The organism is Pseudomonas sp. St386 (assembly GCF_018325865.1).
Classification (GTDB): domain Bacteria; phylum Pseudomonadota; class Gammaproteobacteria; order Pseudomonadales; family Pseudomonadaceae; genus Aquipseudomonas; species Aquipseudomonas brassicacearum.
In genome coordinates this window covers 627618-642141 of the sequence record NZ_AP021900.1, presented here as the reverse complement: position 1 = coordinate 642141, position 14524 = coordinate 627618, and the positions used below count along the sequence as shown (strand labels likewise).

Below are 14524 nucleotides of genomic sequence, written 5' to 3'. Positions count from 1 at the left end.
ATCGGGATGGACGGCAGAAGGTGAAAGAACTCTAATGAGCTTAGTGGCGAACTGATTGTCCTGCTGGCAGTCGAAGCGGGTAACTTTTCGCCTTTCCCTGTTCCATGAAGGACGCCCATGTCGCTTTTCAAAACTGCCTCCGTGGCCGCCATTGCCCTGACCCTGGGCGCTTGCCAAAGCCTGTTCCAACCCAATTACCGCGCACCGCTGGAAACCACCCGCGATGCGTCGGAACAACTGCAACAAGGTTGCGCCAGTGCCGACTGCCCGTTGGTGAACATCGATACCCTGCACTTCCCCACCGAGCCGGCCCTGGACGGCATCGTCGAAAAACGCCTGCTGCAAATGACCCGCACCACCCCGGACGCCCCGGTTGCGCCGACGCTTGCCGCCTATCGCGAGCAGTTCCTGCGCAACGCCACGCCCCGCAACAGCAGCTATTTGCAGGCCAAGGTACGTGAGCAACATGACGGCCTGGTGATCATCGAATTGTCCAGCTACCTGGACACCGGCGGCGCCCACGGTACGCCGGGCCGTGGCTTCATCAACTATTCGCGCCAGCAACACAAGGTGCTGACACTGTCGGACATGCTCCTGCCGGGCCAGGAAGAAGCGTTCTGGAAAGCCGCCCAGGTCGCCCACAACAGTTGGCTGATCAGCACCAAGCTGGATCAGGAACCCGAGTTCCTGAAACAGTGGTCCTTCCAGAAAACCCCACACGTGGCGCTGACCTACGGCGGGGTGATCCTCAAGTACGAAGTGAGCACCATCGCGCCATACGCCCTGGGCCACATCGAATTGAAGATCGCTTACCCACGCCTCAATGGCATCCTCAAGCCCGAGCTGTTCCCCGGCCGTAGCTGAAAGCCCGGCCCAGCAACAGTTGCAGCAACCCTGCCAGGATCAGCGACGGCAGGGTTGCGCCGATGTCCGGATAGAAGTTGGCCAGCAAGTGATAAGTGCTCACCCCACCCAACCAGGCCAACAGGGCCGGCCAGCGCAACGCGGCTGACACCACTTGGCTGCTGCGTTTGCGCAGGATGAAGTGGTCCACCAGCACCACGCCGAACAGCGGTGCGAACACCGAGCCGATCAGCAACAGGAAGTTCTGGTATTGCGCCAACGGCGCGAAGCAGGCGATCAAGGTGCAGAGTACGCCGATCGCCAAGGCCAGGTGCTCGACCTTCAGCCCCGACAACATGCCACTGGAGACCGCCGCCGAGTGAATGTCGGCGAAGGCGTTTTCCGACTCATCCAGCAGAATCAGCAGCAACGGAATGCCCAACCCGGCGCCCGCCAGGGCCAGCAGCAGCGCATTGACTTCACCGCTTGGCGCGAACGCCAGGGTGTAGGCCACGCCCAGGCTCATCAGCCAGAAGTTACCGATGAAGAACCCCAACGCGGTGCCGCCAAACACATTTTTGGCGCGTTTGCCGAAACGCGAGTAGTCGGCGATCAGCGGCAACCACGACAGCGGCATCGCAATGGCGATATCAAACCCCACCGCCAACGGCATCGAGCCGTCGCCCGCCTGGGCCCACAGCGCTGCCAGGTCGGCCTTGGCAAACAGATTCCAGGTCAACCAGATACACGCCGCCAGCAGCAGCCAGATGCCCCACTTGCGCAGGACCTTGCGCACGAACGTCAACGGCCCGCTGACCGCGAGCAGGGTCGCCAGGGCGCCGAAGAACAGCGTCCACAGCAGTGGGTTGGAGCCCAGGCTGCCTTCGCTGAAGGCTCGGGCACCGAGCAGGCTGGCGGCGTCACGCATGACGATGATTTCGAACGAGCCCCAGCCGATCAGCTGCAGCAGGTTCAACACCGCCGGCACGCTCGCGCCCTTGCCGCCAAGGCTGAGCTTGAGCGCGGCCATGGCCGACAGGCCGGTGTCGCTGCCGATCACGCCGACGGCCGCCAGCAGCAGGACGCCCACCAGCGTACCGAGGAAAATCGCCAGCAACGAACCACTCAAGCCCAGGCCCGGCGCGAGCAAGGCGCCGACCTGCAAGACCATCAGGCCGATGCCCAGGGAGAACCACAGGGAAAACAGATCGCGGGCGCCGAAGACGCGCTTGTCCAGGGGCACGGCGGTGTCTGGGGAGTAGGTGCTGGGTTGGATGTTCAAGGGTTGTTGTCTCAGAGGGATATTTGTTGTTTTGGGGGCCGCTATCGCGAGCTTGCTCGCGATGGGGGCGGTGAAAACACCGCCCCCATCAGCTCAAATCAGACTTTCTTGTAAAGCTGACTACCTTCCTTCTTGAACCGCTCTGCCTGCTCCGCCAAGCCCTGGGCAACGTCCACGTCCACAGCCTCGATGCGTTGGTTGGCCGCGTACTCGCGCACTTCCTGGGTGATTTTCATCGAGCAGAACTTCGGCCCGCACATCGAGCAGAAATGCGCGACCTTGGCCGAGTCCTTCGGCAGGGTTTCGTCGTGGTACGAGCGGGCGGTGTCCGGGTCCAGGCCGAGGTTGAACTGGTCCTCCCAACGGAACTCGAAACGCGCCTTGCTCAAGGCGTTGTCACGGATCTGCGCGCCCGGGTGGCCCTTGGCAAGGTCGGCGGCGTGGGCGGCGATCTTGTAGGTGATGATCCCGGTCTTCACGTCATCCTTGTTCGGCAAGCCGAGGTGTTCCTTCGGCGTGACGTAGCAGAGCATCGCGCAACCGAACCAGCCGATCATCGCCGCACCGATGCCGGAGGTGATGTGGTCGTAGCCCGGCGCAATGTCGGTGGTCAGCGGGCCGAGGGTGTAGAACGGCGCCTCGTCGCAGCACTCGAGCTGCTTGTCCATGTTCTCTTTGATCAGTTGCATCGGCACATGGCCGGGGCCTTCGATCATGCATTGCACGTCGTGCTTCCAGGCGATCTTGGTCAGCTCGCCGAGGGTTTCCAGCTCACCGAACTGCGCTTCGTCGTTGGCGTCGGCAATCGAGCCCGGACGCAGGCCATCGCCCAGCGAGAAGCTGACGTCGTAGGCCTTCATGATTTCGCAGATGTCTTCGAAGTGGGTGTAGAGGAAGTTCTCTTTGTGGTGCGCCAGGCACCACTTGGCCATGATCGAACCACCACGGCTGACGATACCGGTGACGCGCTTGGCGGTCATCGGCACATAGCGCAGCAACACGCCGGCGTGGATGGTGAAGTAATCGACGCCCTGCTCGGCCTGTTCGATCAGCGTGTCGCGAAACAGCTCCCAAGTCAGGTCTTCGGCCGCGCCGCCGACTTTTTCCAGGGCCTGGTAGATTGGCACAGTGCCGATCGGTACCGGCGAGTTGCGGATGATCCACTCGCGGGTTTCATGGATGTGCTTGCCGGTGGACAGGTCCATGACCGTGTCCGAACCCCAACGGATGCCCCAGGTCAGCTTCGCCACTTCTTCTTCGATGGACGAACCCAACGCGCTGTTGCCGATGTTGCCGTTGATCTTCACCAGGAAGTTACGGCCGATGATCATCGGTTCCAGTTCGGTGTGGTTGATGTTGGCCGGGATGATCGCGCGACCACGGGCGATTTCGTCACGCACGAATTCCGGGGTAATGACTTTCGGCACGCTGGCGCCGAAGCTGTGGCCGGCGTGTTGCTGGTCCAGCAGGCCAGCGGCGCGGGCGACTTCCAGCTTCATGTTTTCGCGGATGGCGACGTATTCCATCTCGGCGGTGATGATGCCTTTGCGCGCGTAGTGCATCTGGCTGACGTTGGCACCCGGCTTGGCGCGACGCGGGTTGTTCACGTGGGCGAAGCGCAGCTTGGTCAGCTCGGGATCGGCCAGGCGTTCCTGGCCGAAGCTGGAGCTCAGGCCCGCCAGGCGCTCGGTGTCGCCACGGGCTTCGATCCACGAAGAGCGCACATCGGCCAGGCCTTTGCGCACGTCGATGATCACGTTCGGGTCGGTGTAGGGGCCCGAGGTGTCGTACACCACGACCGGCGCGTTGATTTCGCCGCCGAAGTCGGTGGGGGTCACGTCGAGGCTGATTTCGCGCATGGGCACACGGATATCCGGGCGGCTGCCCTGGACATAGATTTTTTGCGAGCGGGTAAAGGGCTGAACCGATTGCTGATCGACCTGGGCCGATTCACTCAGGTTGGTCGCGTTTTTTGATTTTGTCGTCATCACGGGCTCTCCAGACACACATCCAGGCAGTGGATTTTTGTCGGAGCGAACCTGTAACGAATGGACGCGTCCCAGCACGAAAGTGCGGACGCTGTGCTTGCTGCTCGAGCATGTTCGAAGATCGAAAGTCGATGGTCGAACAACATCCCGGACGAAGCACAAGAGGACTCGCCGGGTGACGAGAAATCTTGTTCCCTACGCAGGCGCTAACCTGATCAGGTTCAACGGGATCCGAAATTATTCGATCTCAGCCTCATAGCAAGGCACCCCGACAAGAACCCGGCCAGTCTAGACACAACCACGAGAGAACGCCATCACCAGGGCAAAAGGCGTGATGAATGGCGCATATACAGGATTGTTGCCGCGCGCAGGCGCAACTACACTCGCTACGCCGCGCACATCGATATGCGCACTCTCATTCGTGAACTCTCATTTTATAAAGCAGGGATAGCCTCATGCTGCGCAAACTTTCACTGGCCCTTGCCGTGTCTTGTGCGTCCAACGCAATGGCATGGGCTGCCGAAGCGCCCCTGACCACCAAAACCGATCTGGTGAGCGTGTATCAGGAAGCGGTGGACAACAACGCCGACCTGGCCGCGGCCCGCGCCCAGTATGGCGCCCAGAAGGAAGTGGTACCCCAGGCTCGCGCCGGGTTGTTGCCCAACCTTTCGGCCGGCGCCGACCTGAACAACACGCGTACCGAGCTTGACCAGCCGGCGATGACCGCCACCCGCAGCTCCACGGTTTACCAGGCGACGCTGTCCCAGCCGATTTTCCGCGCCGACCGCTGGTTCCAGCTCCAGGCGGCAAAGTCCGTCGACGAACAAGCGTCGCTGCAACTGTCGGCCACTGAACAGAACATGATCCTGCAAAGCGCCGAGAGCTACTTCAACGTGCTGCGCAGCCAGGACAACCTGGCCTCGACCAAGGCCGAGGAGGCCGCGTTCAAGCGCCAGCTCGACCAATCCAACGAACGCTTCGACGTAGGCCTGTCGGACAAGACCGACGTGCTGCAATCCCAGGCCAGCTACGACACAGCACGGGCCAACCGGATCCTCGCCCAGCGCCAGGTCGACGATGCCTTCGAAGCCTTGATCACCCTGACCAACCGCCAGTACAACTCGCTCCAGGGCATCGTCCACACCCTGCCGATCCTGCCGCCGACGCCGAACGATGCCAAAGCCTGGGTCGACACGGCGGCCAAGCAGAACCTGAACCTGCTGGCCAGCAACTACGCCGTCGATGCCGCCGAGGACACCCTGCGCCAACGCAAGGCTGGCCATGCGCCGACCCTCGATGCGATAGCCCAGTACAAAAAAGGCGACAACGACGGCCTCGGTTTCACCAACCCGAACCCCACAGGCCAGCGTTATGGCGGCGATGCCGAGCAACGCACCATCGGCCTGCAACTGAGCATCCCGATCTACAGCGGCGGACTGACCAGCTCCCAAGTGCGTGAGTCCTACTCGCAGCTCACCCAGACCGAGCAGCAACGCGAAGGCCTGCGCCGGCAGGTGGTGGAAAACACCCGCAACCTGCACCGCGCGGTAAACACCGACGTGGAACAGGTCCAGGCCCGGCGCCAGTCGATCATCTCCAACCAGAGCGCGGTGGAAGCCACGGAAATCGGCTACCAGGTGGGCACCCGCAACATCGTTGATGTGCTCGACGCCCAGCGTCAGCTGTACACCTCGGTGCGCAACTACAACAACGCCCGCTACGACTACATCCTCGACAACCTGCGTCTCAAGCAGGCGGCCGGAACGTTGAGCCCAGCGGACCTGCAGGACCTGTCGCGCTACCTCAAGCCCGACTACAACCCGGACCGCGACTTCCTGCCGCCGGACCTGGCGCAAGCGGCAGCGGCGCAATTGCGCTCACGGCCGACGCAGTAATTAAGTGCCGATCATTCCCGCGCTCTGCGTGGGAATGATCACTGTCTGGCGAGCAACCGCCCCAACCCCTCCAGCAATCGCTGCAATGCGCCCTGGTTGCTGCGCATCACCTTCAACCCCGCCTCGGCCATACGCTGGGCATCGCGGGGCAGTTCGAACAGGCGCTGTACCGCCAGGGCCAGGCTTTCGGCATCGTCCACTTCCGCCAGCGCACCGGCAGCGTGCAGTTGCGCGGCTATTTCGAGGAAGTTGAACAAGTGCGGCCCGCTGAGCACCGGTTTCGCCAGCGCCGCCGGCTCGAGCAGGTTGTGCCCACCGTTGGGCACCAGGCTGCCACCGACAAACGCGCTGTCGGCCAACGCATAGAGAAACAGCAATTCACCCATGGTGTCACCGAGCAACACCGAAGCCTGCGCGGTCACGGACTGGCCGCTGGAGCGCCGCACCGTGGCCAACCCTTCGCTTACACACAGTTGGTGCACTGCGTCGAAGCGCTCGGGATGACGCGGCACCAGGATCAGCAACGCATCGGGATAACTCTCGAGCAACCGACGGTGGGCGGCCAGCACCACTTCGTCCTCGCCTTCATGGGTACTGGCGGCGATCCACACCGGGCGCTCGGTTGCCTGCCACTGGCGGCGCAAGGCGCTGGCGTCTTCGAGCAGTTGCGGGTCGATGGTCAGGTCGAACTTGATGGAACCGGTGACTTCGACGGTTTCCGCCCGCGCGCCCAATTGGCGAAAACGCTCGGCTTCGGCTTCGGTCTGCACGGCGAACAGGCTCATCTCGGCGAGCATGGGCCGGGTGAGCTTGGGAAAGCGCCCATAGCCCCGCGCCGAGCGCTCCGACAACCGCGCGTTGGCCAGGGCCACGGGAATGCCGCGCCTGGCGCATTGGTGAATGTGGTTGGGCCACAGCTCGGTTTCCATGATCACCGCCAGGGACGGCCGGACCCGGTCGAGAAAACGCTTGGCGGCGCAGGGCAAGTCGTAAGGCAAATAGCAATGCTGGATGCGCGGCTCGTTGGCGAACAACGCCTGGATCCGCTCCGAACCGGTGGGCGTCATGCACGTGACCGTGATCGGCAGCTGTGGATAACGTTGCAGCAAGGCGCGGATCATTGGCGCGGCGGCGATGCTCTCGCCCACCGACACCGCGTGGACCCAGATGCCCCCAGGCACCATGACCGGCAGCCCCCAGGAGAACCGCTCGCCAATGCGCCGGGCATAAGCCGGCGCCTTGCGGGCCCGCAACCACAGCCGAATCGCTACCAGTGGCAGCCCCAGGTAAAACAACGCGCTATAGAGAGTTCTGTTCATGGCGGCGGAGTTTATCGGTTTTTCAGCCAATCGCCTGCAACTGCACGGCAAAACGTTCCGCCAGCCAACGCGCGGCCGGGCCCAGGGGTTCGTCGCGGCGCCAGACCAGTTCCACCACCAGGGCCGGCGGGGTCCATTCGCTGCTGAGTTCGACCATGTCGCCCAGGTACGCCGGGTATTGCACCACATGCCGAGGCAACCAGGCCCAGCCCAGGCCACTCCTCAGCCATTCGGCCAGCACATAGAAACTGTCGGCCCGCCAGACCTGCGGGCTGGCCTGCTCACTGCCGGGATAGACACTGGACTGGGTCGCCATCAACAACTGGCGATGCCGGGCCATTTCCCGGCAGGTCACATAAGCATGGTTCGCCAGTGGGTGGCCCCTGCCGCACACCGTCACCATCTCGACGCTGCCCAGCACCCGGCGCTCCAGCGCCTCGGGGATCTGGTCGTGATAGAACAGCAAGCCGAGGTCGGCGCGGCGCTCCACCAGTTTGCGCGCCACATCGCCTTGGGCGGCGCTGGCCAGTTGCACTTCGAGGGTGGGGAATTGCTCGGCCAGGGCCGCCAGGCTGTCGATGACCGGCTGATAGGGCATGGCTTCGTCCTGGGCCAGGCGCAGCGACGCTTCCTGCCCGCGCATCAGGGCCAGGGCCCGGCCATTGAGACGCTCGCACTGACGCAGCACTTCCCTGGCCTCTTCAAGCAAGGCTTCGCCAGCGTCGGTGAGCCTGGGCTGACGACCGCTGCTGCGCTCGAACAGGCTCACGCCCAAATCCGTCTCCAGCAACGCAATCGCACTGCTGATGGCCGATTGGGCCTTGCGCTGATCCCGGGCCACGGCTGAAAACGAACGTTTCTCGGCGACCCCGACAAATAGCCGCAATTGCTCCAGGTTCCACTGTACGTTCATGGCTCAACCTATCTCCATTACAGATAGGTAATGACTTTACCGCATCTGCCCCACCTCTAGAATGGCCCCATCGAAAGACGCAACCGTCGAAGAGGAACCGCTCATGAACGCCTACTACTACCTGGCCATCGCCATCTGCGCCGAAGTCATCGCCACCGTTTCAATGAAAGCGATCAAGGGCCTGAGCACACCTCTGCCTTTGCTGCTGGTCATCGTCGGCTACGGCACCGCATTCTGGATGCTGACGCTGGTGGTGCGCACCGTACCGGTGGGCGTGGCCTATGCGGTCTGGGCCGGGCTGGGGATCGTCATGGTCAGTGTGGCGGCGCTGTTCATCTACGGGCAGAAACTGGACGTGCCGGCGATGCTGGGGATGGCGTTGATTGTTCTCGGGGTTGTCGTGATCCAACTCTTTTCCAAGACTGCCGGGCACTAACAAGAGTCAGAAACTATGGGAACAAGGCTTGTGTGGGAGCAAGGCTTGCCCGCGATGACGGCTCTGCGGTCTTAAAGAAATCGAGTTGCCTGTATCGCGAGCAAGCTTTGCTCCCACAGGTTGATCGCCAACAAATTCCCTCTGCATCGAGTCTGTATACTGCGCCCTCGTCTTGAACATTGAGGTCGCTCATGCCATCCGTTATTTCCACCGACATTCTGATTGTCGGCGCAGGCGTCGCCGGCCTCTGGCTGAATGCACGCCTGCGTCGCCAGGGTTTTTCGACCGTGCTGGTGGAAAGCGCCAGCCTCGGCGGCGGGCAGAGTGTCAAATCCCAGGGCATCATCCATGGCGGCGCCAAGTACGCCCTGCACGGCGCCCTGACCGGTGCCTCGGAAGCCATCGCCGACATGCCGCGTCGCTGGCGTGAGGCCCTGAAAGGTGAAGGTGAGCTGGACCTGTCCGGCGTGCGCATGCTGTCCGATGCCCATTACCTCTGGTCCCCCGGCACCCTGGCCGGCAACCTCACCAGTTTCTTTGCCAGCAAGGCCGTGCGCGGGCGGGTCGATCAGGTCAAGGGCGATCAGTTGCCACCGGCCCTGCAAGACAAGCGCTTCAAGGGCAAGGTCTATCGCCTGGCCGAGCTGGTGGTGGACGTGCCGAGCGTGATCGCGCGCCTGGCGGAACTGGCCGGCGACAGCTTGCTGGCCGGGCAGCACATCGAACCGCTGCGCGAAGGTGGCGAGCTGATCGGACTCAAGGTCGATGGCCGCGAGATTCGTGCCCAGCGCATTGTCCTCAGCGCCGGGGGCGGCACCGCCGACCTGCTCAGCGCCCTGGGCCTGGACCAGCCAGCCATGCAGCGCCGACCGTTGCACATGGTCCTGGTCAAGGGCCCCAGCCTCAAGCCCCTCTACGCCCATTGTCTGGGCGGCGGACCGAAGCCGCGCGTCACCGTGACCACCCACCCGGCGGCCGATGGCCAATGGGTCTGGTACGTGGGTGGCGATCTGGCCGAAGGTGATGGCGTGACCCGCGAGCCTGCCGCGCAGATCGCCGCCGCCCAGAAAGAACTCGGCCAATTGTTGCCTTGGATTGACCTGAGCACCGCGCACTGGGCCACGCTGCGGGTTGACCGCGCCGAACCGTTGCAGTCAGGCCTGACCCGCCCGGACAACGCCTTCCTCGCCGAACAGGATCGCCTGCTGGTGGGCTGGCCGACTAAATTGGCCCTGGCGCCGGACTTCGCCGATCGGGTGGTCAATGCCCTGCAACGCGATGGTATCCAGCCAAGCCACCCGGCCCCACTGCCGGACCTGCCGAAGCCGCCCATGGGCGTCCCTGCCTGGGAGCAACTGCTGCCATGAGCCAACCGACCCTGCATGACCTCTATCGCCCCCTGGGCCATGACGGCCCGCGGGTCTCCCCCCTGGGCCTGGGCACCGTCAAGCTCGGTCGCGACCAAGGCGTCAAATACCCCAACGGCTTTCGGATCCCCGATGACGACGAAGCGCGCATGTTGCTCAGACTGGCGCGCGACCTGGGTATTAACCTGATCGACACCGCGCCGGCCTATGGCCGCAGCGAAGAGCGCCTCGGCCCGCTGCTGCGCGGCCAACGCCAGGACTGGGTGATTGTCAGCAAGGTCGGCGAAGAATTCAGCGACGGCCAATCGCGCCACGACTTCAGTGCCACCCATACCCGATTTTCGGTGGAACGCAGCCTCAAGCGCCTGGAAACCGACTATATCGACCTGGTCCTGGTACATTCGGATGGCAACGACCTGGCGATCCTCAACGACAGCGAGGTCTACCCGACCCTGGCGGCGCTCAAGCGCGAGGGCAAGATCGGCGGCTTCGGTTTTTCCGGCAAGACCGTCGACGGTGGCTTGAAAGCCCTGGAGCAAGGCGATTGTGCGATGGTCACCTACAATCTGAACGAACGAAACGAAAAGGCTGTCATTGAATACGCCAGCGAACACGGCAAAGCGATCCTGGTGAAGAAAGCCCTGGCCAGTGGTCACGTCTGCCTGAGCCCCGGGGTAGACCCGGTTCGCGCCAGCTTCGAACTGTTGTTTGAGCATCCTGGTGTCGCCAGTGCTATTGTCGGCACCATCAATCCGCTGCACCTCGCCCATAACGTCGCGACCGTAGCCAAGGTCCTGCGTAAAAACTGACGCCGCCCTACGCGGCCTTAAGGAAGGAGCCGACATGCCGCGTACGCTCATCAGAAAGAATCCCAGCAACTTCAAGACCCTGCCCCTGTTCGTCGAAGCGACACCCGAAGGCCTGACTTACCAGAGCGTCGGGATGCCGCTGAATTTCGCCCAGACCTTGCAGCGCCGCCGCCCGGTAGCCGTGGCCGATACCGAGCGTTTTTCCCTGGAGTTGGCAAACCTGGGCGTTTCCGTGCGCCTGACCCTGCATTGGCAGAACCGCGACTATTGGGTACTGGTGCGCCAACGTCGGCAGGATCGCGGCGATGTGGTGCTCAAGCTGATTTCCGGCTACGTCCCGGCCCACGAGCTAAACCTGCCGCTGCTCACCGCCATCAGCGAAATTGCCGAAGAATGCCTGCTGGAAACCCCGGAAGGCTGGCTCGGAGGGCGTTTCAACGACACCTGGCTGCCGGCCCCCTACGCCACGGCCCTGCATTACCGCGAAGCCTTGCCGTTTCGGCTGACGCCACTCTCGGGCTCGGCCCGCCCGGTGCGCAGCGCCAACCTGCAACTGATCGAGCGACCACGGGCCTACGTGCACCTGCCGACGGCATCGCTACAACTGATTTATGACTTGCGTCTGGATGTGCCCAAGGAAGCCAAGTCCCTGAGCCTGTTTCACGTCGATGAGCGTCTGGAAGGCGACCAGTTGGTCGCGCGCCTGGATCGCAAACGGCCCGATCTGTACCTGATGCCGCTTGAAGATGGCAAGCCGATTGGTGAGCTCTATACGCTTAAACGTGATCAACTGATTGCGGCCAGCACCCGAGGCCTGCACCTGGCCGAAAGCTTCGCCAGCCAAGAGGGCTGGGTGGTCCGCGACGAACGCATCCGCTGGAAGGATTGGCTGGTGAAACAAGGCTTGGAAGTGCACACGCCTCGTCGCCAAGGCCTGACCACCTTGCACAAGAAAGCCATGGGCCTGATGCGCATGGTTCGCGGGACGCTACACAAATAGCGTCAACTGGAACGCCGCTTATCCAGATAGGTTCGCCACCGTGCAAACAGATGGAAATAGCGATTCTCGCGCTTACCCATGCCACGCTTGGGCGAGAAAGACTCTTCGGCGAAGGCGCCATCGATTCGCACCCGTGACGCCGTGGTCGGCAGGGTGCAAACCTTCACCTGTGCTTGTTGCAATGCGTATTTGAGCAGCCGCTCGGAATGCAGTTGCCTACCCGTTGCCTCGCAAAAATCGAAAATACGTTCGATACGCTTGCCATAGGCTCGGTAGGCATCACGCCCGCAAATAGCGAAACGGTCGTTCAAGCCCCCCCACCATTGCCAGTCCGGGATGTAGGCATTCAATCTGCGTGCATCAGGATGAGCGAACACATATGCCGGAAGCGCTGTGTGGTAGAAATTGTCAGGGCGCACAAACACGACGAAATCCGGATCAAACGGTTCCATCATGGCCGTAACGGCATTCAGGGAATTGAGCTGGTAGATCAGATTTCTGAGCGAAGCATGCTCATCTCCCCAGGTATCGCCCAAGGACTTGACCCGCTCGAAGTCCCAGCGTTCCAGGACTCCCTCGGTAGAGTCGAGGCGACCGGTCATGGTGCTGAACGGCGCATAGTTGTCCGCTTTCAGTTCACCTTGCTCCCCCGAGCGCGGATTGCGGATTTCATCGATTTTGTACAGATGATAAAAACACTGTACTTCGCTCCCGGCAGGAATCTGTGCCAGGACGTTCTCTTGAATAGAGGGAAAACAGATTTCCGAGTTTCTCGGAATACCAAAAAAAGCCAGCGCAACTTTCAACACGCGTCCTGCCCTTGTCGTAAAAAAGAATTGCCCGGCGGCATCGCATCAAATGGCTCAACTTGCCAATGCGACTCAAGGACGACGAAACCACCTTTGCCACCAACGGCAGCGTTGCAACGGCACAACACTCACATCGGCCTCGAGCAGCCATTGCCGCTCATATTCCCAAGCGTGCCCGCTCCAGAACTTTCCCGCCTCGTTGGAAAAACCCAGGGTCATGATTTGGTAGGTATAACCGGCATGGCCGCGCAACCAATCGAACAGCACCAGTGCATTGAAGCCCGTCGAAGGACCGACATAGCGCTTGCCACCCTCCCTGTTGACCGGATAGTTCCACAAAGGCGGTAATGGAATGCGCTCCCAAAACAAGGCCACGCCCGGCAGTGGCGACATATCCCCGGTGCACCCCACCAACATTGTGAAGCAGCGTGCGTCGGGCTGGTCGAACAATCGCTGGACCTCGGCGTTGTAAGGCAGGCCGAAGAAATAAGCGTCGGGGGCATTAAAGCCATGGACGAACACATTAACGCTGCGCGGGCTGAGCAGTGCCGACTTCACGCAGGTATTGAAGGTCACGACCACGTCGTCACTGCCGATATCGAGCGCCTGGAAATCGGCCGCAGTGATCGCTGGATTATTCGCCACCAGCACCACCCGTGACGCTCTTCCCAAACAGTCCTTCAACGCCTGGGGCAACGCCTCCGCCAGCGATTGATGACCGCCCGGCAATCTATCGAGCGCCATCTCATCATTGATTTGAGGTACACGATCCGCCATGTCGTTTACCCCGGCACATTCATGCCATAACGCAGCTTGACCCATCCGCGAGTGAATACCGAAGGGGCTTGCCAGGGGCGCATTTCACGCTGGATTTCCTCGGCCAGGGCCCGCCCGACACGCGCAAAAGAATAGCGGCTCTCGGCGAAGGCTTGGCCATTGCGGGCGATCCGCGCGGCCAGTTCCGGATCACGCTGCAGCAGCTCGAGCTTCTGCACCGCCTCGTCCTCGGAACGATAGAAAACGGTGTTTTCCATGTCCTCAAAGCCCAGCAGTCGATCTTCCTCGCCCTGACTCCAGGCCAATAACACGCAACCGCAGGCCATGGCCTCGAAGTTTTTGATCATGAACTCCCCCATTCCCAGGTCGGCGCTGACAAAGATCTTGATGCGGTTGAGTGTCTCCAGATACTCGCGCCCCGATTGGGTGCGTGTCACGAGCATGCCGGTGCGTTGTACCAGGGATTCAAGCAGCGCTTTGCGTTGAGCATATTCAGTGCTCTTGAGACTGCCGAGAAAACCAATGGGGATATCGCGGACACTGTCGGTATTGCGCAGCATCTGTTCGTCATAACCTTTGGAGACGAACACCGCATCGATGTTCTCGGCTTGCATCCGGCGAGCCACCACAGCCCCTGACACCAAGGCGCGGCAACTGGGCAAACGACGGTACAGACGCGAGTAGACGCCCTGATATTTACTTTCAGGCATGTAGTTCTGATAAGCGTCGTGCTCCAGGAAGATCAGCCCCGGAATACACTTCAATACGCTCAATTGCGGTGCCAGGCGCTTGACCCGCGAAAAAATCACCACCCGATCGAAATCTTCATAATTGACCGAGGCCAGGAACTTGCCAAGTTTCATTTGCTGCGGCTTACTCAAGCGATAGATTGTGCAGTCGTCGCAATTCTCTCGCACGACTGCATACAATCGATCAAGGATCACACGCTGTTCATCCATAACCAGAAGCATGATTTTCATAAGTTAACTAACCACGAAACGAAACGAGCTGGCCCCATGAGCAAGCTCAGGCCGCAAAGGCAACGCTTGCCATATAAGGCCTTCTCTGGAATACAAAATGATCCCT

At 61.6% G+C, this 14524-nt stretch carries 13 protein-coding genes and 1 riboswitch; of the genes, 6 read left to right on the top strand and 7 right to left on the bottom strand.

The window, feature by feature from the left end:
• The first annotated feature begins 117 nt into the window (after positions 1-117).
• Entirely contained in the window at positions 118-864 is a 747-nt protein-coding gene (locus KI235_RS02755; RefSeq protein WP_003197166.1) for a DUF3298 domain-containing protein, read from the top strand.
• Here KI235_RS02755 and cytX read toward each other — a convergent pair.
• Positions 833-2125, bottom strand: coding sequence for a putative hydroxymethylpyrimidine transporter CytX (cytX, locus tag KI235_RS02750; protein WP_013692126.1), 1293 nt, complete (start codon positions 2123-2125; stop codon positions 833-835). The two genes, KI235_RS02755 and cytX, sit on opposite strands and share 32 nt — an antisense overlap.
• 98 nt (positions 2126-2223) lie before the next feature.
• Positions 2224-4113 carry a phosphomethylpyrimidine synthase ThiC gene (gene thiC / locus KI235_RS02745; RefSeq protein ID WP_003197160.1) on the bottom strand — a complete coding sequence of 630 codons (1890 nt, stop codon included), beginning with the start codon at positions 4111-4113 and terminating at the stop codon, positions 2224-2226.
• A 175-nt stretch (positions 4114-4288) separates the two neighbouring features.
• Positions 4289-4394, bottom strand: a riboswitch (TPP riboswitch).
• A 174-nt stretch (positions 4395-4568) separates the two neighbouring features.
• Here thiC and KI235_RS02740 point away from each other — a divergent pair.
• On the top strand, positions 4569-6008 hold the full coding sequence (locus KI235_RS02740; protein ID WP_003197157.1) for a TolC family outer membrane protein: 1440 nt from the start codon (positions 4569-4571) through the stop codon (positions 6006-6008).
• Between the two features lie 38 nt (positions 6009-6046).
• Here KI235_RS02740 and waaA read toward each other — a convergent pair whose 3' ends face one another.
• Together waaA and KI235_RS02730 are read right to left on the bottom strand one after the other, a co-directional pair.
• The gene (gene waaA, locus KI235_RS02735) at positions 6047-7327 is read right to left on the bottom strand and encodes a lipid IV(A) 3-deoxy-D-manno-octulosonic acid transferase (protein ID WP_003197156.1); all 1281 of its coding nucleotides are present in this window, start codon (positions 7325-7327) and stop codon (positions 6047-6049) included.
• 22 nt (positions 7328-7349) lie between these two features.
• Positions 7350-8240, bottom strand: a complete 891-nt coding sequence (locus tag KI235_RS02730) for a LysR family transcriptional regulator (RefSeq protein WP_003197154.1) — start codon at positions 8238-8240, stop codon at positions 7350-7352.
• Positions 8241-8343: 103 nt separating this feature from the next.
• Between KI235_RS02730 and KI235_RS02725 the strand changes: the two genes are divergently transcribed.
• The 4 genes from KI235_RS02725 to KI235_RS02710 all read left to right on the top strand — a co-directional run bounded on the left by KI235_RS02725 (position 8344) and on the right by KI235_RS02710 (position 11852).
• Positions 8344-8676: a multidrug efflux SMR transporter gene (locus KI235_RS02725; protein WP_003197153.1), complete on the top strand. Its 333-nt coding sequence runs from the start codon at positions 8344-8346 to the stop codon at positions 8674-8676.
• A 191-nt stretch (positions 8677-8867) separates the two neighbouring features.
• Positions 8868-10043 carry an FAD-dependent oxidoreductase gene (locus tag KI235_RS02720; RefSeq protein WP_039013575.1) on the top strand — a complete coding sequence of 392 codons (1176 nt, stop codon included), beginning with the start codon at positions 8868-8870 and terminating at the stop codon, positions 10041-10043.
• Positions 10040-10852, top strand: a complete 813-nt coding sequence (locus KI235_RS02715; protein ID WP_212795479.1) for an aldo/keto reductase — start codon at positions 10040-10042, stop codon at positions 10850-10852. The genes KI235_RS02720 and KI235_RS02715 overlap by 4 nt, the downstream gene beginning before the upstream one ends.
• Positions 10853-10886: 34 nt before the next feature.
• Entirely contained in the window at positions 10887-11852 is a 966-nt protein-coding gene (locus KI235_RS02710) for a hypothetical protein (RefSeq protein WP_003197147.1), read from the top strand.
• A 2-nt stretch (positions 11853-11854) separates the two neighbouring features.
• Here KI235_RS02710 and KI235_RS02705 read toward each other — a convergent pair whose 3' ends face one another.
• The 3 genes from KI235_RS02705 to KI235_RS02695 form a co-directional block, all read right to left on the bottom strand.
• A complete protein-coding gene (locus tag KI235_RS02705; RefSeq protein WP_003197145.1) occupies positions 11855-12661 on the bottom strand; it encodes a hypothetical protein in 807 nt (268 codons plus the stop codon).
• 72 nt (positions 12662-12733) lie between these two features.
• Positions 12734-13438, bottom strand: coding sequence for a hypothetical protein (locus tag KI235_RS02700; protein WP_013692123.1), 705 nt, complete (start codon positions 13436-13438; stop codon positions 12734-12736).
• Positions 13439-13443: 5 nt separating this feature from the next.
• Positions 13444-14418 carry a glycosyltransferase gene (locus KI235_RS02695; RefSeq protein ID WP_003197141.1) on the bottom strand — a complete coding sequence of 325 codons (975 nt, stop codon included), beginning with the start codon at positions 14416-14418 and terminating at the stop codon, positions 13444-13446.
• Positions 14419-14524 lie beyond the last annotated feature (106 nt).